Annotated in this window: 18 protein-coding genes; 5 read left to right on the forward strand and 13 right to left on the reverse strand. The window is 53.4% G+C overall.

The window, feature by feature from the left end:
* Positions 1-14: 14 nt before the first annotated feature.
* On the reverse strand, positions 15-1,046 hold the full coding sequence (locus LG201_RS05225) for a YjgN family protein (protein ID WP_226771105.1): 1,032 nt from the start codon (positions 1,044-1,046) through the stop codon (positions 15-17).
* Positions 1,047-1,224: 178 nt separating this feature from the next.
* Between LG201_RS05225 and greB the strand changes: the two genes are divergently transcribed.
* From greB to efp, 3 genes are read left to right on the forward strand one after another with little or no spacing between them, the layout of a single operon-like run.
* Positions 1,225-1,722: a transcription elongation factor GreB gene (greB, locus tag LG201_RS05230; protein ID WP_226771106.1), complete on the forward strand. Its 498-nt coding sequence runs from the start codon at positions 1,225-1,227 to the stop codon at positions 1,720-1,722.
* A gap of 6 nt (positions 1,723-1,728) precedes the next feature.
* Complete coding sequence (earP, locus tag LG201_RS05235) at positions 1,729-2,847, forward strand: elongation factor P maturation arginine rhamnosyltransferase EarP (protein WP_226771107.1); 1,119 nt, start codon at positions 1,729-1,731, stop codon at positions 2,845-2,847.
* Positions 2,848-2,905: 58 nt separating this feature from the next.
* Positions 2,906-3,463, forward strand: a complete 558-nt coding sequence (gene efp / locus LG201_RS05240) for an elongation factor P (RefSeq protein ID WP_226771108.1) — start codon at positions 2,906-2,908, stop codon at positions 3,461-3,463.
* 73 nt (positions 3,464-3,536) lie between these two features.
* Here efp and LG201_RS05245 read toward each other — a convergent pair whose 3' ends face one another.
* From LG201_RS05245 to LG201_RS05260, 4 genes are all read right to left on the reverse strand, one after another.
* Positions 3,537-4,178 carry a hypothetical protein gene (locus LG201_RS05245; RefSeq protein ID WP_226771109.1) on the reverse strand — a complete coding sequence of 214 codons (642 nt, stop codon included), beginning with the start codon at positions 4,176-4,178 and terminating at the stop codon, positions 3,537-3,539.
* 2 nt (positions 4,179-4,180) lie between these two features.
* Positions 4,181-5,497, reverse strand: coding sequence for an ammonium transporter (locus tag LG201_RS05250; RefSeq protein ID WP_226771110.1), 1,317 nt, complete (start codon positions 5,495-5,497; stop codon positions 4,181-4,183).
* Between the two features lie 173 nt (positions 5,498-5,670).
* Positions 5,671-6,663 (reverse strand): TIGR03915 family putative DNA repair protein, encoded by a 993-nt coding sequence (locus LG201_RS05255; protein WP_226771111.1) that lies wholly within the window; start codon positions 6,661-6,663, stop codon positions 5,671-5,673.
* 7 nt (positions 6,664-6,670) lie between these two features.
* Complete coding sequence (locus tag LG201_RS05260) at positions 6,671-7,906, reverse strand: putative DNA modification/repair radical SAM protein (protein ID WP_226771112.1); 1,236 nt, start codon at positions 7,904-7,906, stop codon at positions 6,671-6,673.
* A gap of 214 nt (positions 7,907-8,120) precedes the next feature.
* On the opposite strand from LG201_RS05260, the gene LG201_RS05265 reads away from it, so the two are divergent.
* Positions 8,121-10,784, forward strand: a complete 2,664-nt coding sequence (locus LG201_RS05265; protein WP_226771113.1) for a chemotaxis protein CheW — start codon at positions 8,121-8,123, stop codon at positions 10,782-10,784.
* Between the two features lie 164 nt (positions 10,785-10,948).
* On the opposite strand, the gene LG201_RS05270 is transcribed toward LG201_RS05265, so the two are convergent.
* The 4 genes from LG201_RS05270 to ureG form a co-directional block, all read right to left on the reverse strand.
* Positions 10,949-11,884 carry a response regulator transcription factor gene (locus tag LG201_RS05270; protein WP_226771114.1) on the reverse strand — a complete coding sequence of 312 codons (936 nt, stop codon included), beginning with the start codon at positions 11,882-11,884 and terminating at the stop codon, positions 10,949-10,951.
* Positions 11,871-15,314, reverse strand: coding sequence for a hybrid sensor histidine kinase/response regulator (locus LG201_RS05275; RefSeq protein ID WP_226771115.1), 3,444 nt, complete (start codon positions 15,312-15,314; stop codon positions 11,871-11,873). Before LG201_RS05275 ends, LG201_RS05270 begins: the two co-directional genes overlap by 14 nt.
* A 157-nt stretch (positions 15,315-15,471) precedes the next feature.
* Positions 15,472-16,044, reverse strand: a complete 573-nt coding sequence (locus LG201_RS05280; RefSeq protein WP_226771116.1) for a HupE/UreJ family protein — start codon at positions 16,042-16,044, stop codon at positions 15,472-15,474.
* A 76-nt stretch (positions 16,045-16,120) separates the two neighbouring features.
* Positions 16,121-16,732: an urease accessory protein UreG gene (gene ureG / locus LG201_RS05285; protein ID WP_226771117.1), complete on the reverse strand. Its 612-nt coding sequence runs from the start codon at positions 16,730-16,732 to the stop codon at positions 16,121-16,123.
* A 49-nt stretch (positions 16,733-16,781) separates the two neighbouring features.
* Between ureG and LG201_RS05290 the strand changes: the two genes are divergently transcribed.
* Complete coding sequence (locus LG201_RS05290) at positions 16,782-16,919, forward strand: hypothetical protein (protein ID WP_226771118.1); 138 nt, start codon at positions 16,782-16,784, stop codon at positions 16,917-16,919.
* On the opposite strand, the gene LG201_RS05295 is transcribed toward LG201_RS05290, so the two are convergent.
* From LG201_RS05295 to LG201_RS05310, 4 genes are all read right to left on the reverse strand, one after another.
* Positions 16,914-17,594 (reverse strand): urease accessory protein UreF, encoded by a 681-nt coding sequence (locus tag LG201_RS05295; protein WP_226771119.1) that lies wholly within the window; start codon positions 17,592-17,594, stop codon positions 16,914-16,916. The two genes, LG201_RS05290 and LG201_RS05295, sit on opposite strands and share 6 nt — an antisense overlap.
* Positions 17,587-18,081, reverse strand: a complete 495-nt coding sequence (gene ureE, locus LG201_RS05300; protein WP_226771120.1) for an urease accessory protein UreE — start codon at positions 18,079-18,081, stop codon at positions 17,587-17,589. The genes LG201_RS05295 and ureE overlap by 8 nt, the downstream gene beginning before the upstream one ends.
* Before the next feature lie 214 nt (positions 18,082-18,295).
* On the reverse strand, positions 18,296-19,999 hold the full coding sequence (gene ureC, locus LG201_RS05305) for an urease subunit alpha (RefSeq protein WP_226771121.1): 1,704 nt from the start codon (positions 19,997-19,999) through the stop codon (positions 18,296-18,298).
* Positions 19,996-20,304, reverse strand: a complete 309-nt coding sequence (locus tag LG201_RS05310; RefSeq protein WP_226771122.1) for an urease subunit beta — start codon at positions 20,302-20,304, stop codon at positions 19,996-19,998. Before LG201_RS05310 ends, ureC begins: the two co-directional genes overlap by 4 nt.
* Positions 20,305-20,445 lie beyond the last annotated feature (141 nt).

The following is a 20,445-nucleotide window of genomic DNA, read 5'->3' on the forward strand; positions in this document are numbered from 1 at the left end:
GCAAGCCTTCTGGCTTAACCAAATGCCAGATCTACATCAAACATCTCGCCGATTTCCTCACCGGTTGACTTGATCTCGGCTTTTTTCTCGCCCACAAAATGATCAAAATCCACCTCCCCCAGCAAAGCCATATTGTCGGCGTGATACTTGACGGTGCGTACATGGGCCCATGGTGTCAGCAGGCCGAGGGAGAACACGATAGCAAGCAGGTTGCTGACATACAGCCAGACCAGGGAGCGTGCGCGCAAGGTAGACTTGAAACCGATATGGTCAATACTTGTGCCATTCCAGATCATGTTGACCAGTCTGGAACGCAGGAAAGCTGATGAGATCGTGAGCATCACCACATAGACCAGGATGAAAGGTACGATCGCAGAGGGATTATTTGTAGTCAATCCCTTCAAACCATCCTGTGAAATCAAGATAGTTGCAACACCGCCAATCCCAATCAATGCAATGCTGAGCAAAAATGCCTGCAAATAAGCCACATAAAACCCTGACACCTTGAATTCAGCACGCATCTGGCTCAGGCCAAACCGGTGTCCCTGCATCAGGAACTGGTTACGCCGCTGCGAGATAAATGGATAAATCAGGCCGAATGTGACAATGATCAGCAAAGGCATGAACAAATAAAGCTTGGCGGCTTGCCAGGCTTTGCCTGTGAAATCAAAACGCAAGCCACGATGGCTGGAATTGCGCGCATTAAACACCAATGAACGCACAATGATCCATGGCAGGAAAATAATAAATGCGATGATCAATATGCCGGAAAACGCAGGAGAAATATTAGAACTCACTGAATAGAGCACAAACAATGCAAATGCAATTGCACGTCCCTTGAGGATGGCAATTGGTGAAGCATGGTAATCAAATGCCACACCATCAATAAACGTATGCTGGTAAAAATACTTCTTGCGCCTGACTTTGGCCCAGGCGGAATAAATGCCCAATGTCAGAATACTCAACAATAAATTAACGATCCAGATGCCGAAATACTCACTGGTCTTGCCGGTGAACACCACCGGAGTTTGATTCTCCCCATTCATCATCGCCCCCTTATTCAAAATTATTGTAGATTGCTTGTTATTGAATCGCCCCAGCCTATTCAATGGTCTTGATGGGCAGCATGAGCTTAGCTCAAAGATAATGCCCCTGCCACAGGATTTTATCCCAACCGCCATCGCTGCTTGACAGAGCGCTTGCAGCCCCCTACCGTGCGGGTCTATGGCAGACCAGAAAAATTACATTACCCCCGAAGGCTATGCACGGCTCAAGGAAGAATTCGAGCAGCTGTACAAAGTGGAACGCCCCAAGGTCGTCACCGATGTTTCCTGGGCGGCAAGCAATGGTGACCGTAGCGAAAACGGCGATTACATCTACGGCAAGAAACGGTTGCGCCAGATTGATTCGCGCCTGCGCTTCCTCATGAAGCGCATGGACATCGCAGTCATTGTGGATCCCAACACCCAGCAGGATCTGGAGAAAATCTTCTTTGGTGCCTGGGTAGAGTTGTATGCCCTGGAACGCGAAAGCGAACATCATTACCGTATTGTCGGCCAGGATGAGCTGGACCCAACCAAAGGCTATATCAGCTGGATATCACCACTGGCACGTGCCCTGCTCGGCAAGCAACCCGGCGATGTGGTGCGTGTGCAAGCGCCAGCCGGAGAAGAAAGCTACGAGGTAGTGGACGTGAGCTATCATTCCCCGCTAGAGGACTAAGCAGACATGCGGCCCAAGCACTGGGATATCTTCTGCCGCATCGTAGATAACTTTGGCGATATCGGTGTCTGCTGGCGACTGGCACGGCAACTTGCCGATGAACATGGGTTACATGTCAGGTTATGGGTCGACGATCTCATTGTGGCCCAACGCTTGTTACCCACCATTAACCCTGAACTGCCACAACAACCGCTGGGCGGCGTCACCATTGCGCACTGGACAGCCGACTTCGCAGTTGATAGCGTCGCCGAAGTGGTGATTGAAGCCTTTGCCTGCGAACTGCCTGACGACTATATTCTGGCCATGGTGGCAAAGCCGCCCATCTGGATTAATCTGGAATATCTCAGTGCCGAAACCTGGGTCGAGGCATTTCATCAACAGCCATCCCCTCACCCCAGGTTAGCACTCAAGAAAACCTTTTTCTTCCCTGGATTCACCACACTCACCGGCGGCCTGTTGCGGGAAAACGACCTGATCAAACACCGCGATCATTATCAACAGGCAATGACGGAAACGGGAAATGAGGTTCCCTTGCTAGAGACACCATTACGTGTCTCGCTCTTTGCTTACCCTCAAGCCAATATTGCCACCCTACTGGCGTCCATGGCAGAAAACGACCGCCCAGTGTTATGCCTGGTGCCGGAAAGCAGCCTGCTGCCACTGATACGCAGTTTTTTCCAGGATGATACCTTGCAAGCAGGTGAGCAGCGCACACAAGGAGCGCTGACTGTCAGCATCCTGCCTTTTCTCAGCCAGGTGGAATATGACCAGCTATTGTGGTCGTGCGACCTCAATTTTGTACGCGGTGAAGACAGCTGGATCCGTGCGATCTGGACTGGTCGACCTTTCGTCTGGCAACCCTACATCCAAGCTGAGGATACCCATATCACCAAGCTGCAAGCCTTTCTTGAGCGCTACCTGCCAGGACTGGAACCTGAAGCAGCAAAGACATGGCACAGATTCCATCATGACTGGGCGCAGAGCCGACTTTCACCAGACAGCTGGCATCAACTGAGCCATGCCCTGCCTGCCATCCAGAATCACACGATACAGCAGGCACTAACCCTTGCTGAACAAGCAGATATGGCATCTCAACTGATTATTTTTGTGAGAAATTTTCAATAATCTCAGGTATAATGCGCGACTTTTTACACTTCACCCTTTTAAAGTCCCAGGACATCACATGAAAACAGCTCAGGAACTTCGCGTAGGCAATGTATTTATGGTAGGTAACGACCCTATGGTCGTGCTGAAAGCCGAATACAGCAAATCTGGCCGCAACTCTTCCGTGGTCAAGATGAAATTCAAGAATCTGCTCACCGAATCTCCGAGCGAAGCGGTATATAAAGCCGATGACAAGTTTGATGTTGTGGTACTGGAAAAGAAGGACGTGACTTACTCCTACTTCGCCGACCCGATGTATGTCTTTATGGACAGCGAATACAATCAGTACGATATCGAAGCCGAAACCATGGTTGATGCACTGAACTTCCTGGAAGACGGTATGGAATGTGCTGTGGTGTTCTACAACGGCAAGCCAATTTCCGTTGAACTGGCAAACTCTTTAGTGCGTGAAATCACTTACACAGAGCCAGCCGTCAAGGGTGACACTTCAGGCAAGGTCATGAAGCCGGCCCGCATTTCAACTGGCTTTGAACTGCCAGTTCCATTGTTCTGTGAAATCGGTGACAAGATCGAAATCGACACACGTACACTCGAATACAAGAACCGCGTAAAGTAAACTCGATTAATCGTATTAAAAAGGGAGCATCTGCTCCCTTTTTTATTGGTCAGCGCTATGCAACAGCATCACCCTACAATAAATCATGCACCCTAAAACTCAGGCTCTCGCCTTGCACCTCGGCCCGCCGGATTGCCTGCGCCAACAACTGATCCGTCTTCACCGGCCCCAGTGCCTCACACATCTCGACATAGGCCTGATTGATAAATATCTGCAGCAAGTCAAGGCTATAGCTATAGGCCACGGCTGAAACATGCCCGGCCAACCAGTCATGTAGCGCCTGCCTGCGCAGGCCTTCAATTTTAAGCTCGCCAAGCTGCGACAGCAATCGCGTACGCACGATGCCCTGCAAGGATGGATCAACCAGGGTCAGCATGGTACTCAGCAAGATCACGAACATACTGGTTTTATCATCCGCTCCAGGATGCGTCGTTCGCTGTACTAGCGTCGCTGCACCCTGCAACTGGCTACCAGGATCAGGCAATAGCTGGGCGGCAGGCAGGTCCAGGGCGCCGACCACGGCGCGTAGCATCGGACCTCGTTGCGACTTGAGCTCTGGCCGCACGCAGCATTGGGCAATGAAGCCACTCAATGCAAACGCTGGCTGCACGGCATATTTCCGCTCCCATAGCGCAACCGCAGACAGCAGTTCCTCATCGCCGAAAAACGGCCTGAGCCCAGTAAAGACCGCCCGACGGCGTAATACGATATCCACGATCAGAGCCGATTAAGCTGTTGGACATGCTCGCGCTGGTAAGCAGCATCGCGATTGAACTCGGGGTAGCCGACTTCTCCATGCTCGGTAATATCCAGCCCGCGCTGCTCGTGCATGGTGCTTACTCGCAAACCGATGCTACGCGCCAGCAAGGTGTACATCAGCAATGCACTCATCAATACCCAGACGAACGCGATACCCACACCGATGAGTTGCACCATGACCTGGTTGAGGTCAAACATATTGCCCTTGAGGAACAAGCCAGCAGCAATCGTGCCCCACACACCACTGAAGCCATGCACTGCCACCGCCCCGACTACATCATCCAGGCGCAGCTTTTCCAGCATCCAGGTACCAAACATGGTCACGATGCCACCCACCAGGCCGGTAAGGATTGCGTAAGGCAGATCCATGCTGGCACAGCCTGCGGTAATCGACACCAGTCCGCCCAGGCTGCCATTGACCACATAAGCCATCAGGACGGGCTGCCGCGTGACCCAGGCAGTGAGCAATGCACCTACTGCACCGGCGGCACCAGCCATATGGGTATTGAGCAGAATCGGGCCAATCTCGGTGCCTGCCGCCAGCGTGCTGCCACCGTTGAAGCCAAACCAGCCGAACCAAAGCAGGAAACCACCCATGGCTACCAGGCTGAGGTTATGCCCCGGGATCATGTGCACTTCGCCTTTACTGCCAAAACGGCCCAGCCTTGGACCAAGTATCATGATGCCTGCCAGCGCGCACCATCCACCGACTGAATGCACCACAGTGGAACCGGCAAAATCAATAAATCCCATCTGCTTGAGCCAGCCATGCTCATTCCAGGCCCAACTGCCAAACACCGGATAGATGACAGCCATGATGCCGCAAGCGCCCAGCAGGTAAGCAACAAAACTCGTACGCTCGGCCATGGCACCGCTCACGATGGTCGCTGCCGTCGCAGCAAACATCACCTGAAAAAACAACATGCTGGCACTCCAGTCATCGGCATAGGCCAAGGCGAAATGATCCATGCCTATCCATCCACTGGGATTGCTGCCGAACATCAGCCCATATCCCACCAGCCAGAATAACAGCGCCCCAACGGCCAGATCCATGTAATTCTTCATCATGACATTCACCGCATTCTTGGCGCGTGCCATGCCGCTTTCCAGCATGGCAAACCCTGCTTGCATCATGAAGACCAAGGCGCCAGAAATCGCCACCCAGACGGTATCCATCGCTTGCGCATGAGCCGCCCCCTCTTCAGCAGACACTGCAGGGCAAGAGATAAAGTAAAGGCAGAGAAAAACGGATAGCGGGAACAGGGGTAGGTGCATGGCGGCTTCTTATCGTTGTTCGCAATGTGCAGGTTGCACGAACAAAAGCACGAAAAATGCCAACCCATACCCGAGTGGGATATTGCGTGCTGCGGATACAGGCATCATCAACACGCAAATCCGGCAGAAAATCCTGACTCATTTACCGAGCGTCGATTACCTCTTGCATCTCGTTATTCATTCCCACCAGTAATATCAGGTCGCTGTGGTCCGCGCTTATAGCCGATGATTTTTCGCCTGGGCAGTTCGGGTGCTCTCTGCAGCATGGCCTGGGTACGTGTCCCGGCCTCGGCAATCATTGAGTCAATCAGCTCAGCCTCGGGCAGGTTGTGCCAGTATTTTTTAGGCATCTCTTTTTGCATGGCCTTGAGCTTGAGCCGGGCCGGATTAAAAATATGCCGGTAATAACTCAGCCATAGCACTTCACTGTCATCTTCTGCGGGCAGGGCCTCCAGCTTGCCTCCCGGCAGGAACTGCAATACGTCCCCATCCCAATTCATGCCCATGTTGGGGCTCATGATGGTCCAGTCCATGGTGGCAAAACGCCCGATGAAAAAAGGTGCAATCGCCGCCATGATGTGGTGCTCCGGCTCAAACCAGGCAAGGTAACGTGGCTGGCCAGCCACGATGGCCTCGCGAAAACGGACAAAGGCTTTCATTTTGTGCATGTCGCGTCGTACCGATTTGGTCATGGCATGCAAGCGGGCAACATCTGCATCGCCTGCCAGTCGCATCAATCCACGTTCGCGCTGCAATCGCCATAACACGCGGTATAGCAAGTAAAACCGTTCCGGGGCCTGATGCAATATCACGGAGCGGGCAAGCTCTATGAATTGCCGTGGCACCATCAGGTGATCGGCGTGAGTGGAAGGCGCTAACTGCTCGGGGAAAATGGTCGATGATGTAACGTCAGTCTTGCCATGGTATTGGCTAATCCCCACGACCTCGCGGCCAGCATGATTCGATATCGCCCACTCCTGACTTGAACAATCAGATCCAGATCGGCTATCTGGCATCGCAAAGATATCTCCCTGGATGCCCGGTTCTCGCGCCGACTTTACACACCAGCTCACCTCCTGCGGGGCAACTTCAAGGCGAATCAGCTGGCGAGCTGCATAACGCCAGCCCTCCATATCGGTTTCATGCTCAAGATAAACAGTATGCATGCAATGCCTACATGAACAATCCAAGCTGCTGCGGCACCGTGGGAACTTCCCTGAGCCGCGCAGGCAAACTAGCGGCATCCAGTGTCGCCCCTGGGTGATAATCTGGAAGCTGAATAAACGGCAGCATGCGGCTAACCGGGGCATGCATGCGCACCAGATCATCCAGCCGTACCGCTCGCACGCGGCGAGCCGTCAAGATGCGCTGCACATTCCGTACCCCCAGGCCTGGCACACGTAGCAGTGTGGACTTGGAGGCACGGTTCAGGTCCACCGGAAACATGGCACGATTCTGTATGGCCCACGCGGTCTTGGGATCCATGTCCAGCGCCAGCATACCGTGTTCACTCGTGATGATTTCATGGGCCTCAAACCCGTAAAACCGCATGAGCCAATCTGCCTGGTAAAGCCTGTGCTCGCGTATAAGTGGTGGTGATTGCAACGGTAACATCGGACTGGCATCCGGGATGGGGCTGAACGCGGAGTAATACACACGCCGCAATCGATATTGCCCATAGAGATCAGCACTTGTGGTCAGTATTGTCCTGTCATCGGAGGCATCGGCTCCTACAATCATCTGAGTACTTTGCCCACCTGGGGAAAATCTGGGTGGACATTTACCGCTGGCTGTTTTGTCCTTGCTGGCATCAATGCGTTCGCGCAATCCTGCCATGGAAATACGGATAGCCCCCGCATCTTTTTCCGGGGCTAATGCAGACAAGCCTGCTGCCGTTGGCAACTCGATATTGATACTGAGCCGGTCTGCATAGCGCCCGGCACGTGCCAGCAAGTCAGGGCTGGCGTCCGGGATGGTTTTCAAATGGATGTAGCCACGAAAATCATGCTCTTCACGCAGAATACGGGCCACTTCAACGACTTGCTCCATGGTGTAATCCGGGCTTTGAATAATGCCCGAGCTCAGAAACAGGCCCTCAATATAGTTGCGGCGATAAAACGCCAGTGTCAGCTGCACCACTTCCTCTATGCTGAAGCGTGCTCGCGGCACATTGCTGCTCACCCGGTTGACGCAGTACACACAATCAAACAGGCAAAAGTTGGTCAGCAATATTTTCAACAAGGAAATACAGCGCCCATCCGGCGCATAGCTGTGGCAAATCCCAGCCCCCGTGGTAGAACCTATGCCTTTTCCATTGCGCGAATTGCGCTGCTCAGTGCCACTGGAAGCGCACGAAGCATCATATTTGGCAGCATCAGCCAATATTTCGAGTTTCTGTTTAACCTTCATGAATCCATTGTACGTTCGTTCAGTAAAATTGACTACCACTTGAATCATTGCATGCTTCCGACACGGAGCAGAAAAGCACTTTTTCAGGGCAGCAAAAAACAAAAACGAGATTGGGATACCCTCTGGAAGCCGCTATGCCATTCAAAGCTGTCAGGCACAGGTTTTGCTAGATGTGTCTACGTGCCGTATGAAAAACCAGGAAAGTGAGTACCACATGCCAACCGAGCAAATCCCCAGCAAGCACTGTCATATGATAGACAGCATGGTCAGCCTCAAGCGTTATCGCGAATCCTTGCAACAACTGCAAAGTACCTGGGATAACCTGTCGCTCTTGAGCCAGCTTTCCGGAACCGGCACTGATATGAGCGAGACCCGCCAGGCCTTTGGCAACGTCACCACAGACGTGCTGGATAGCCTGGCCGAAGAAACCCTGAACAAGACGATCACTGCCATTACCGCCAAGGCGCAGGTAGCTGTGGATATCGTGGTACGCAACCTGTTTGAACGGACAGCGGACATTGGCTTTCTTGCCACGGATGACAACCTGAGCAACTTCCTTGAACAATATGCAGCAGGCCTGGCGGATGATGATGACTGTGAATTGCTGCGTGAGCGCTTTGCTGAGTATGTCAAAAAATACTCGGTTTATTTCAATGTCATCCTGCTGGATACACGCGGCAATATCCTGGTGCAGCTGGATCAAGACAGCCAGGTTCTCAAAAGCCATGACCCTCTGCTAACCGAAGCCTTGCACACAGAACAACCCTATGTTGAAGTGTTCCGCCATAGCGACCTCGTTCCTGAACAAGCAGCCAGCCTGATCTATGCCAGCAAGGTACGCCATGACGACAGTGATGAAGCCCTGGGAGTACTCTGTCTTTGCTTCCGTTTCGAGAACGAAATGCAGGGCATATTTCATGACCTGATCCATCATGAGGATTGGAGCGTAGGCTTGTTGCTGGACCGGGACAACCGGGTCATCGCCAGCAGCGATCATTACCAGATCCCCCTGGGCGCCACCCTGGAACCATCCCACGGAACACCTGGCCAGGACTGGGCCATTTCACGCTTTGCCGGACGCCTATACCTGGCCGTCACCAGGGATACCAAGGGATACCAAGGCTATATGGGGCCTGGCTGGAGAGGCCACGTCATGATCCCGCTTGATCATGCATTTGATGACAATGTGACCGGTATTATCGATGGCATAGATACCAAACTACTAAAGAAAGTCATGCGCAGCCCCCTGCTTTTTTCACACACCTTGCTGGGTATTCCCAAGCAGGCAGCCACTATCCAGAGCAAACTCAACCAGTCAGTCTGGAACGGCAACATCCACCAAAAGCGTGCTTCCAGCAATAATCCGCACCAAAACAGTTTCTCCAAGATGCTCTTATGGGAAATCAGCAATACCGGGTTCAAGACCCAAAGTGTCATTGAAAAAACGGTTTCTGATCTATACCAGACCGTGGTATCCGTCATGCTGGAAAATTCACGCTTCTTTGCCTCACTTGGCGTGGACATCATGGATCGTAATCTTTACGAGCGCGCCAATGACTGTAGATGGTGGGCGCTGACCGCCACTTTTCAGAAACTACTGGCCAAGCCAGAGCTTACCGCGCAGGACAAGTCTGCCATGACCAAGGTACTGGTCTATATCAACAACGCTTACACGGTCTATGACAACCTGGTGGTCTTTGATCGTTACGGCACCATTGTCGCCACTTCCAACCCAGCCTACCAGCACCAAGTGGGGACAACCTTAGAAGCAGACTGGGCACAATCCGCTCTTTCACTGCGTAGTTCCCAGGATTACGTGGTCTCCGCGTTCGAGCCATCACCGCTCTATCGTAATAAACCCACCTATATCTATGCTGCGGCCATCCGCCATGAGGATAGTCAACAATCGGTGGGGGGTATAGGCATTGTGTTTGACAGCACACCACAATTCTCCGCCATGCTGGCTGATGCGTTGCCACGCAATGCTGACAGCTCGCCCGTCACAGGAAGCTTCACCCTGTATGTAGACGACAAGCTGCGCGTGATCTCCTCGACCTCTGCCTCATTCGCCGTAGGCAGTACCTTCAGCGTATTGCCCGAACTCTGCAAGCTGGATCCGGGTGGTGCCGCTTTTGATATCGCCCTTTATGACGGCAGTTATTACGCTGTCGGTGCACGCGCTTCATCAGGCTATCGTGAATATAAAGGCCAAACAGATAACTACCAGAACCATGTGACGGCACTGATTTTTATCCCCCTGGGAAATGCAGCAGAGATCAATGCCATGATAGAGGCGGAAAGCCAGTTCCAGCACAACCAGTTCACGCCCACCAGCAGCCAGGCAGCGGCACAGGATGCAGAGGAATATGCCACGTTCTATATCGGTAACCACTGGCTGGGCTTACCTGCATCGCACATCGTGGAAGCCATGCAAACCGACAGCATCAAGTCCCTACCTGATACGGCATCGGTACTGGAAGGCATGATCAAGCATCAAGATAACGTGGTGCCGGTATTGAACCTGGCACGTCTGACAGGCGTGGATTTCCAGGTACCTGAACGCGATAAGCAGATCGTGGTTGTGCAGGCAGGACCCAAGATGCCGAAGTTCGGCCTCCTGGTCAGCGCCCTGGGCGAAATCCCCGCCATCGCGCCTGCCGACATAGAGTCTCTTTCATCGCTATTTGCCACCGTTAACATCCCCGCAGAAGGCATTGCCAAGGTGATGACGGATACAGGAGAAAACCTCTTGATCCTGCTCTCAGCGGTCAACCTGATTACCCGCATCAGTGAAGCTGTCCAGCAAATCAATGCCCAGAGTGCACCCGTGCATGTCATTGAAGAAAGTGAGGATGATCTATTGGAGGAAGCAGCCTGAGAGGGCGAAACCTCTCTTCCCACGTAATGCCGGTATGACATGAGTCAATTGAAACAACCCAAATTAAAGGGTTAAACAAGACAGCATGAAGCAATGATAGCAACGGCGCGAGTCACACCCGCAGCTCCATGCATTGCGCGTAATGGATTCGAGGGATCCTGTAATTACCCTGCCTTCAAGTTCCTCATCTTGCTCGTTGCCAGGGCTGCGGCTGCGGTACGGGTTTCCACTCCCAGCTTGGCAAACACATGCTCCATATGCTTGTTAACCGTGCGCGGGCTGGTGCCCAAAATATCGCCGATATCGCGGTTCGTCTTGCCCTTGATTGCCCAGTACAGCACTTCAGATTCACGCTGAGTCAGGCTGAAGCTCTGCATCAGCGCTTCAATCTGCGCGGCATCAGACTCTTCTCGCAACAGGATGATCCATTGCTCCTCAGCATTGAGGTCTCCGGGTGAAAATATGAGCCGACCACTGCCCTGGACAACGACTAATGAGTTGCCATCCGTATTGCCCAGAGACAATCCCGATAACCATTTCAATAACACAAGCGGCGTTTGAGTCTGCGGATCTGACTCCAGCTCCTTGAAATAGCGCTGCATCCAATCCCTTGCCAAGGGGGTCTGCCAGACAATCCGGCCATTGCTGGGCAAAATGGCTATCGCGGCCTGGCCAAAGGCATCCAGCGCGCCCCGGGTCTGGTGCATCTGTTTTGACGCCTGTAGATGAGTGGTAATGCGTGCCAGCACTTCCACTGTACGGATGGGTTTGGTGACATAATCCGTGCCCCCCACGGCAAACCCTGCGACTACGTGCTCAGACTCGGTCAATCCCGTCATAAAGATCACCGGGATATGGCGTGTATTCAGGTTGGCCTTAAGCCGGGCGCAGACTTCAAACCCGTCAATCCCAGGCATGATCGCATCGAGCAAAATGATATCAGGCCGTGCTTCTTCGGCACGGGACAAGGCAGCTTCACCATTGTTGGCGACCAGCACCATATACCCCGACTCATCCAGTGCATCGTGCAGTACCGCCAGGTTATCCGGCACATCATCCACAATCAGGACGACTGCTGTTTCTTTTCTAGGCTCCATCATTCACTTCTTCCAACATTTTTTTCATGGCATCCAGCTCAAACTGCTGTGACAATTTCTTCATCGCGGCCACAAACAAGGCATAACGCTGATCCTGGCCTATTTCGTCCAATTTCCGCGAAATGCCGCGTACATAGCCCACATTGACCAGGGCCTTCAACTCATCCAGCTCAGACCGCTCCGGCACAACCAGCTCAATCTGTTCTGTCGCCTCTACGAATGGCAAGTCCAGTACCGGCTGAATCACCTCGGTCACCCAGTCCAGCTTGAGCTGTTCCCCTATCCAGGTCAGCAGCTCCATCACATTCACCGGCTTGACGATAAAGTCACTGGCCGGAATGCCAGCAGTATTTTCCAAACCCTTGTCGAACGCATTTGCCGAGACTATCGCGATGGGCACATCAGACTGATGCACCTTGCGTATCATGTAGCTGGCTTCCCAACCATCCATGAATGGCATTGCCAGATCCATGAGGATGACATCTGGCCTGAACTCGGTATACACCTGTAAACACTCCCTGCCATTGGCGGCCTCGGCCACCTCAAACCCCAGGGGCTGGAGGATATTGATGAGCAATTCACGGTCAACCTGCTCATTGTCCACCACCAGCACTTTGCGCCGTGGCCCGTGATAGGCCAGCGGCATGGGCATGGAGGCAGTCTGGATATCCTCAGCCACACGCACCTGAGAAAGGAACAAACGAATACCAAACTGGCTGCCATGGCCGGGGGTGCTCTCCACTGTGAGTTGTCCGCCCATCAGCTCGGTCAACAACTTGCTGATCGTCAGGCCCAGGCCGGTTCCACCTATACTGCTGTTCGCCGCAGCAGAGCCTCGCGCAAATGGCTCAAAGATATTCTCGATTTCCTCTGGATCTATTCCAGGCCCCGTATCCTCGATACTGATATTCAACATTTCCCGCGCATAACTGACCTTGAAGGCAACGCCCCCCTTGCGCGTAAATTTGACGGCGTTACCCAGAATATTAATCAGTATCTGGCTCAGGCGTTTCTGGTCTATACGCACCACCTTGGGCAGCTCACCGCGCAGTTCATAATGAAAGCCAATCCCCTTGTTGCGGGCCTGCAATTCAAACATGCTCACCAGTTGCTGGATAAACTCGGGGAAACGGATCAAGCGCATATCAAATGTCAGCTTGCCGCCCTCAATCCGCGCAATATCAAGCGTGCCTTCAATCAGTGACAACAGGTGCTCACCACTACGGCGAATGACACGGATAGACTGATGGCGGTTTTCCGGGATGGTCGGATCATTATCCAGTAGCTGGGCATAGCCCAATATACTGTTGAGCGGCGTCCTCAGCTCGTGACTGATACCTGTAATATAGCGGCTCTTGGCCTGGTTAGCCTGCTCCGCCACCTGCCGCGCACGTTGCAGTTCAGCATCTGTCTGGCGGTGTAACACGATTTCACGCTGCAGCAGATTGGTTTGCCGGTTGGACTCCTCCTGTGCCACGCGGCGGCTTTCAGAGGTCAGTACAATCCACCACGCAATAATGCCGCTGGCAAATGCCAATGCGGCAAACACCTTGAGATACCCCAGCCGCAGCTCCGGCAACAGCGCTTCCTTCTCGCCAGTCATGGTCAGTGACTCATGGAAATAAATCAGGCCAAACAATGCACTGAGAAAGGCCAGCGTGACGGCCATCAACAAGAGGTAATGGCCAAGGCCGTTCTGCAATACCTCGGTCCAGGCATCAGGCAGCACCCGCCGCATCACTCTTTGCCACTGGTTTTCTATACGGCCATGCGGCTTGCACACATCATTGCAGCGCGCATCCAGCGAACAGCACAGAGAGCAAATCGCCCCCTGGTAGGCTGGACAATGCGCCATATCATCCACCTCATAATCACGCTCACAGATACTGCACCGCTGCACGCCGCTGACAGGCTGATAGCTGACCGGTTTACGCGCAATGTAATACTTGCCCTTGGTCAACCAGGCAATCAATGGAGAGACCACCAGGGCGGTACCCAAGGCAATAAAGGCAGAGAATGCTTCGGCCTCTATGCCGAACAAGCCAAAAAATGCGGCGACCGACAATATGGAAGCAATCACCATGGCGCCAACCCCGACCGGGTTGATGTCATAAAGATAGGCGCGGCGGAACTCTATGCCCTTGGGGCTAAGACCCAGCGGTTTATTGATGACAAGGTCTGCCACGACCGCCGTAATCCAGGAAATCGCGATGTTGGAATACAAACCCAGCACTTGCTCCAGTGCCTGGAACACATCCATTTCCATCAGGATGATCGCGATCATGGCGTTGAACACCACCCAAACTACCCGTCCAGGATGGCTATGCGTCAGGCGTGCAAAGAAGTTGGACCAAGCCAGTGAGCCAGCGTAGGCATTGGTCATATTGACCTTCATCTGGGAAATCACGACAAATAGCACCGTCACCGCCAGCACCACTTGCGGATTGGAGAAGACCTGGCCAAAACCCACCAGATACATCTGATTGGGATTGACCACCTGTTCCAATGATTTCATGCCCTCAAACGCCAGGTAAGCCAGCAAGGCACCTCCCAGCATCTTCAACATGCCAAGGAATATCCAGCCAGGCCCAGCGATGATCACACCGAAATGCCAACGGAAACGGTTCTCCCGGGTTTTTTCTGGCATGAACCGTAGAAAGTCTACCTGCTCCCCTATCTGCGGAATCAGCGCCATGCCCACCGCCATCGCCGTACCAAACATAAGCAGGTTGAATTCACTGTCATATCCTGACTTGCCGGCAAATGCGGTCAGGCGGTCAATCACACCGGGGTCTTTGTAGATAATGAACACATAAGGCAATGCCAGCAAGAATAGCCAGATAGGCTGGGTAATCATCTGGATGCGGCTGACCAGCGTGACCCCATGCGTGACGAGCGGCACAATCACCAGTGCACTGACCAGGTAACCCGCATAAAGAGGCAGGTTGAAATACAACTCCAGCGCATACGCCATGATGGCGGCTTCAAGCGCAAAGAGGATGAAGGTAAACGAAGCGTAAACAAACGAGGAGATGGTGGAGCCTATGTAACCAAAGCCTGCCCCTCGTGTCAGCAGGTCCATATCCAGGCCAAACTTGGCCGCATAATAACTAATGGGCAAACCGGTAAGAAAGATCACCAGCGCAATCGCCATGATCGCCCACAACGCATTGGTAAAACCGTAATTGACCGCCAGGGTGCCGCCTATAGCCTCCAGTACCAGAAAGGAGATCGCACCAAATGCAGTATTGGAAACGCGGAATATAGACCACTTGCGGAAAGAGCGCGGTGTGAAACGCAGGGCATAATCTTCCAGCGTTTCGTTCACCACCCAGGTATTGTAGTCACGGCGCACCTTGACGATACGCTGTGTCGGCTCCATCACCTCGGCGGCTTCCTGTGGCTCTTTAAGATTGTGGGCCAGAGCAGTCATGCAGCCTCATCATACGTATTCCGGTGTTTGCTTAGTCTCTTGCTTTCAGCAAGTTTCAAGCCAGCCATGCACTGAAATAATGCGAGCAGCAAAAACCTGGAAAATCCCCATATAAAACAGACTGCTAAAGCATTTCCCATCCATACCAGACTATGGATCACCCCACCATCAGATAGGCCCCAAGCACTGCCATAGTGCATCCAAACAGCGTATGCACAGATTTTGGCAGGTGCAGGGATGAAAGCATCAGGCCAACAGCATGTAGCAAGGCCGTAGCGACAAGCATCCCGCCCATGACCGTAATCCCGTTCTGGGTTGCAAGCTCGATGCCATGCGCCATCCCGTGAAACACGGCAAACAAGGCTACCAGGCCAAGTTGCACACCACGTGACAACGGCAGGCTGATCACCAGTAACAGGCCCAATGCCATCACGCTGGCAGCAATCGCTGTTTCCACCCCATTGATGACATGCCCATTCATTCCCAATATCGCCCCTACAGCCATGGTAGCAACAAACGTCAACGGCAATTGCCAGCGCGCGCTGCCCCCTACCTTGCCTGCCCACAAGCCGACGGCCAGCATCACCAACAAATGATCCAGCCCCGTCAAAGGATGCATGAACCCGGTGTAGATACTTTCAGCCCCGTGCCCGGGATGCGCCATGGCGATAGAAGAAAATGCCAGCAAGCCTAATGTAATGACTAGCGCAATGAGAGGAGAGGTTTTCATGGTGATGTTCCTTTATAAGGTTAATTCCAGGTCTTCACTGTGATCAGCATTCAGGTTGAGTCGCTGATGCATGGCGTTACAACATGAGACCCTGTTTTTCTATGAAGCTGACGATCTCTTCCAGCCCTTGCCCGGTTTTAAGATTGGTAAAAATAAAAGGCCGCTCGCCACGCATCTTGCGCGCATCCCGGTCCATTACCTCCAGCGAGGCACCCACCATGGGGGCCAAGTCTATCTTGTTGATCACCAGCAAATCAGACTTGGTAATGCCCGGCCCGCCCTTGCGCGGAATTTTCTCCCCAGCGGCGACATCGATCACATAAATCGTCAGATCAGATAATTCAGGACTGAAAGTCGCTGCCAGGTTATCGCCACCACTTTCAACAAACACGATATCCAGCGGATTGAAACGCTCGCTCAACTGCGCCACGGCTTCGAGGTTCATGGATGCATCCTCACGAATGGCGGTATGCGGACAGCCACCGGTTTCCACCCCGATAATGCGCTCAGGTGCCAGCGCTTCATTCCGCGTCAGAAACTCGGCATCTTCCCGCGTGTAAATGTCATTAGTCACCACGGCAATGTTGTAGAGATTTCGCAGCCGCTGGCACAAGGACAGCGTCAACGCCGTCTTGCCTGAGCCTACCGGGCCGCCAATACCTACACGTAAGGGTTCTTCTATTTTCATCGATTGATCCACTCATACAAATTCATATAAAAACTACCAGGCTTACCTTGTGATCCATCAACCACTTCACCAAGCGTGCCACCGTCATTTGCTGGCAAGACGCGGCGGCGAAGGCAGTACAACTGAGTACGACAAGGAGCCGCAACGCCGCCAGTGGACGACTGTGACACGTGCTGCAACTTCATGACCTAAACAGGCGGCTATACTGCGTTTCATGCCGACTTCCGGCAATCGTCAATGCCGGACAAAAATTACTGATCTGCTTATCCGGCATCAACATCGCCTGCTCCACCAATGCCGGTATACCGCTCGCCACTGACATCAAAATCTTCTGCCCGGCTACCTGCCCAAGCGGCACCGTCTTCATCGAGGCACTGGCCTGGTTTTCCAGCCAGGCCCATGCATATGCCTGCAACGCATGGGCGGGCGGAATGCCCCAGGCTTGGCTGATCCCGGCATACAGCACAGGAAAGGCTGGCGACTGCAACTGGGCAAGCTGCACCATAAAGGCCTCAGGCAAATCATCCAGATCGTTCAACAGGCGCTTCAGGGAATAGCCCATTTGCCGGCTTTCAGCCCAGGCTTCAGCGGTATCCCTTCCCGCGAGGTAAACCTCGTTCCATTGCTGTAACGCGGCAATATCGCCTTGTTGCCAAGCCTGGTAAAAGCGCACCAGCAAAGGCAGCTCAAAACTGCCCTGATACATATCCAACACATCAGCAATCCACTCCCGAGCACTATCCAGGTCATGTACTTGCTGTGACTCTATCGCCCACTCCAGCCCTTGCGAGTAGCTATAGGCGCCGACTGGCAGCATAGGGCTTGCCAGTTGCAATAGCCTGACCAGATGATGCTCAGTCATGTTTCCTCAAGCGCGCAGGTGGTTTGATGGAAGGGCCATCGTCTTCATCATGCCCATGCCTGTGCCCACCACCATACGCACCAGCCTCAGGCTCGAATGGCGCTAGCTCACCACTAACCCGCATGCCAAGCCCAAGCAGCATTTCCTGCAACACATGATCTTGCTCCAGACGCAACCAGCCTGTACCCACCTGCAACGGCACATGCCGATTACCCAAATGATAAGCAGCGCGCATCAGGCCTTCTGCACTATCGGCCTGCACCAGCAACACCGGCTGATCTGCGGCCACAACCTTGACCACGCGACCATCATCCGCCTGCAACAGGTCACCACCACGCAAAATGGTACCGCGCTCCAGTAACAGGGCAGCCTCGCTACCCGAAGCCAGTACCACGCGTAAACGGCTCTTCTGTCGGCGGTCAAACGGCAGCACCAGCTGGTCATCAATCTGGCTGGCCGTTTCTATTTTCTTGCTGATTCCTAACATGCGGTTTCCGGTTTTATTTATTCAATTGAACAACACAAAATTTTCTTATACGTCTGAGCGATGCACAACACAGCCCCAGAAAGCACCTTCTCAATTCTCATCGCGATTACTTGAGCGTGCAGCTAAGTGTTCCTGACAAGGCGATTTAGCGCAGACAGTACACTTAAGTACGGCAAGCTAAAGCAACGCCGTCCGGGACTCTTAGATGCACGCATCAGAATAGGAAGTAGCGTTGGGCTAGGGGGAGCACCTCCGCCGGCTCACAACTCAGCACCATGCCATCTGCCCGTACTTCATAGGTTTCTGGATCTACGTCAATATTAGGCATCCAGCCGTTATGGATCATGTCCGACTTTTTGATGCTGCGCGTCCCCTTGACAGCCACCAGGGGTTTTTGCAAATTGAGGGCCTGGATCTCGGGATTCTGCAGCGCAGCCTGGGACACAAAGGTAACCGATGTCTTGAGGCCGCCACCATAAGCACCAAACATGTGGCGATAATGCACAGGCTGTGGTGTCGGAATCGAAGCGTTAGGGTCACCCATGGCAGCCGCAGCAATCATGCCACCCTTGAGTATGGTGGAAGGCTTGACGCCAAAAAAAGCCGGGCGCCACAACACGATATCCGCCAGCTTGCCTACCTCGATTGAGCCTACGGTATGTGCAATCCCGTGCGTGAGCGCAGGATTGATGGTGTACTTGGCGATATAGCGCTTGATGCGGAAATTGTCGTTACGTGTATTGTCCGGCGCCAGCGGGCCACGCTGCACTTTCATTTTGTGGGCAGTCTGCCAGGTGCGGATGATCACCTCACCCACCCGGCCCATGGCCTGTGAGTCGGATGACATCATGGCAAAAGCCCCCAGGTCATGCAGGATATCCTCTGCAGCAATCGTCTCGCGGCGTATACGGCTTTCGGCAAAGGCCACATCCTCTGCAATGGCAGGGTCCAGGTGATGGCAGACCATCAGCATATCCAGGTGTTCATCAATGGTATTGATGGTGAATGGACGGGTTGGGTTGGTGGAGGATGGCAGCACATTGGGATAACCCGCAGCCTTGATGATGTCGGGCGCATGGCCACCGCCCGCACCTTCGGTATGGAAGGTGTGGATGGTCCTGCCTTTAAAGGCCTCAATCGTGGTTTCGACAAAACCGGATTCATTGAGCGTGTCCGAATGGATAGCCACCTGAATGTCCATTTCCTCGGCAATACTCAGGCAGTTATCAATCGCTGCTGGCGTTGTGCCCCAGTCTTCATGCAGTTTCAGACCCACCACGCCCGCCTGCACTTGTTCACGCAAAGGCTCTGGCAAACTGGCATTACCCTTACCAAGAAACCCCAGATTCATTGGAAAAGCATCGGCAGACTGCAGCATGCGATGAATATGCCATGGGCCGGGCGTACAAGTAGTGGCAAAAGTGCCAGTCGCGGGACCAGTACCGCCCCCTATCATGGTGGTGACGCCTGACATAAGCGCTTCTTCTATCTGCTGTGGGCAAATAAAGTGGATGTGCGTATCAATGCCCCCAGCGGTGACAATCATGCCTTCACCGGCAATCACTTCAGTCCCGGCGCCCACAGGGATATCCACCCCAGGTTGTATATCAGGGTTACCCGCCTTGCCGATGGCTGAAATATAACCGCCCTTGATGCCGATATCCGCCTTGACGATGCCCCAGTGATCAATAATCAGGGCATTGGTGATCACGGTATCCGCCACCTCGCTGGCCAGGCCCTGCCCCTGCCCCATGCCGTCACGGATCACCTTGCCGCCACCGAATTTCACTTCCTCACCATAGAGGGTGTAGTCTTTTTCCACCTCAGCCCAAAGCTCAGTGTCTGCCAGACGGATGCGATCTCCCACGGTGGGACCGAACATTTCGGCATAGGCCTGCTTGTCTATCTTGACGCTCATTCCAATGCTCCCATTACCTTGCCAGCAAACCCATACACCTTGCGTAGCCCCGCCAGCGCCACCAATTGCACCGTGCGGGTCTGGCCTGGCTCAAAACGCACAGCCGTTCCAGCCGCAATATCCAGCCGAAAACCATAGGCCAGCTGCCGATCAAAGGACAAAGCCTCATTGGTTTCATAAAAGTGATAATGCGAGCCAATTTGAATCGGCCGGTCACCCGTATTGGCTACCTCCAGCGTGACCGTTTCACGCCCGTCGTTGAGCAGGATTTCGCCTGCCTCTATCTTCATTTCACCTGGGATCATGCTTATTGCTCCAGTGATTTTCTATATATTCTATTCACCATGCTGTCAGGCATAGTGCTGCAAACGTGGAGGGCAAGTCGCAAATCCAAAGACAGTACAATGAGTACGGCAAGGATTTGCAACGCCGCCATCCGCGTTTGC

Source organism: Methylobacillus gramineus (assembly GCF_020532675.1).
Lineage (GTDB): Bacteria > Pseudomonadota > Gammaproteobacteria > Burkholderiales > Methylophilaceae > Methylobacillus > Methylobacillus gramineus.

What these genes read in the sequence shown, in the direction of transcription:
- earP (WP_226771107.1), top strand. Translation starts at nt 1,729, where the DNA reads ATGCGGCCCAAGCACTGGGATATCTTCTGCCGCATCGTAGATAACTTT.
- LG201_RS05250 (WP_226771110.1), bottom strand. Translation starts at nt 5,497, where the DNA reads ATGCACCTACCCCTGTTCCCGCTATCCGTTTTTCTCTGCCTTTACTTT.
- ureG (WP_226771117.1), bottom strand. Translation starts at nt 16,732, where the DNA reads ATGAAAATAGAAGAACCCTTACGTGTAGGTATTGGCGGCCCGGTAGGC.
- ureE (WP_226771120.1), bottom strand. Translation starts at nt 18,081, where the DNA reads ATGTTAGGAATCAGCAAGAAAATAGAAACGGCCAGCCAGATTGATGAC.
- LG201_RS05310 (WP_226771122.1), bottom strand. Translation starts at nt 20,304, where the DNA reads ATGATCCCAGGTGAAATGAAGATAGAGGCAGGCGAAATCCTGCTCAAC.
- ureC (WP_226771121.1), bottom strand. Translation starts at nt 19,999, where the DNA reads ATGAGCGTCAAGATAGACAAGCAGGCCTATGCCGAAATGTTCGGTCCC.
- LG201_RS05255 (WP_226771111.1), bottom strand. Translation starts at nt 6,663, where the DNA reads ATGCATACTGTTTATCTTGAGCATGAAACCGATATGGAGGGCTGGCGT.
- LG201_RS05295 (WP_226771119.1), bottom strand. Translation starts at nt 17,594, where the DNA reads ATGACTGAGCATCATCTGGTCAGGCTATTGCAACTGGCAAGCCCTATG.
- LG201_RS05260 (WP_226771112.1), bottom strand. Translation starts at nt 7,906, where the DNA reads ATGAAGGTTAAACAGAAACTCGAAATATTGGCTGATGCTGCCAAATAT.
- efp (WP_226771108.1), top strand. Translation starts at nt 2,906, where the DNA reads ATGAAAACAGCTCAGGAACTTCGCGTAGGCAATGTATTTATGGTAGGT.
- LG201_RS05225 (WP_226771105.1), bottom strand. Translation starts at nt 1,046, where the DNA reads ATGAATGGGGAGAATCAAACTCCGGTGGTGTTCACCGGCAAGACCAGT.
- greB (WP_226771106.1), top strand. Translation starts at nt 1,225, where the DNA reads ATGGCAGACCAGAAAAATTACATTACCCCCGAAGGCTATGCACGGCTC.
- LG201_RS05275 (WP_226771115.1), bottom strand. Translation starts at nt 15,314, where the DNA reads ATGACTGCTCTGGCCCACAATCTTAAAGAGCCACAGGAAGCCGCCGAG.
- LG201_RS05280 (WP_226771116.1), bottom strand. Translation starts at nt 16,044, where the DNA reads ATGAAAACCTCTCCTCTCATTGCGCTAGTCATTACATTAGGCTTGCTG.
- LG201_RS05265 (WP_226771113.1), top strand. Translation starts at nt 8,121, where the DNA reads ATGCCAACCGAGCAAATCCCCAGCAAGCACTGTCATATGATAGACAGC.
- LG201_RS05270 (WP_226771114.1), bottom strand. Translation starts at nt 11,884, where the DNA reads ATGATGGAGCCTAGAAAAGAAACAGCAGTCGTCCTGATTGTGGATGAT.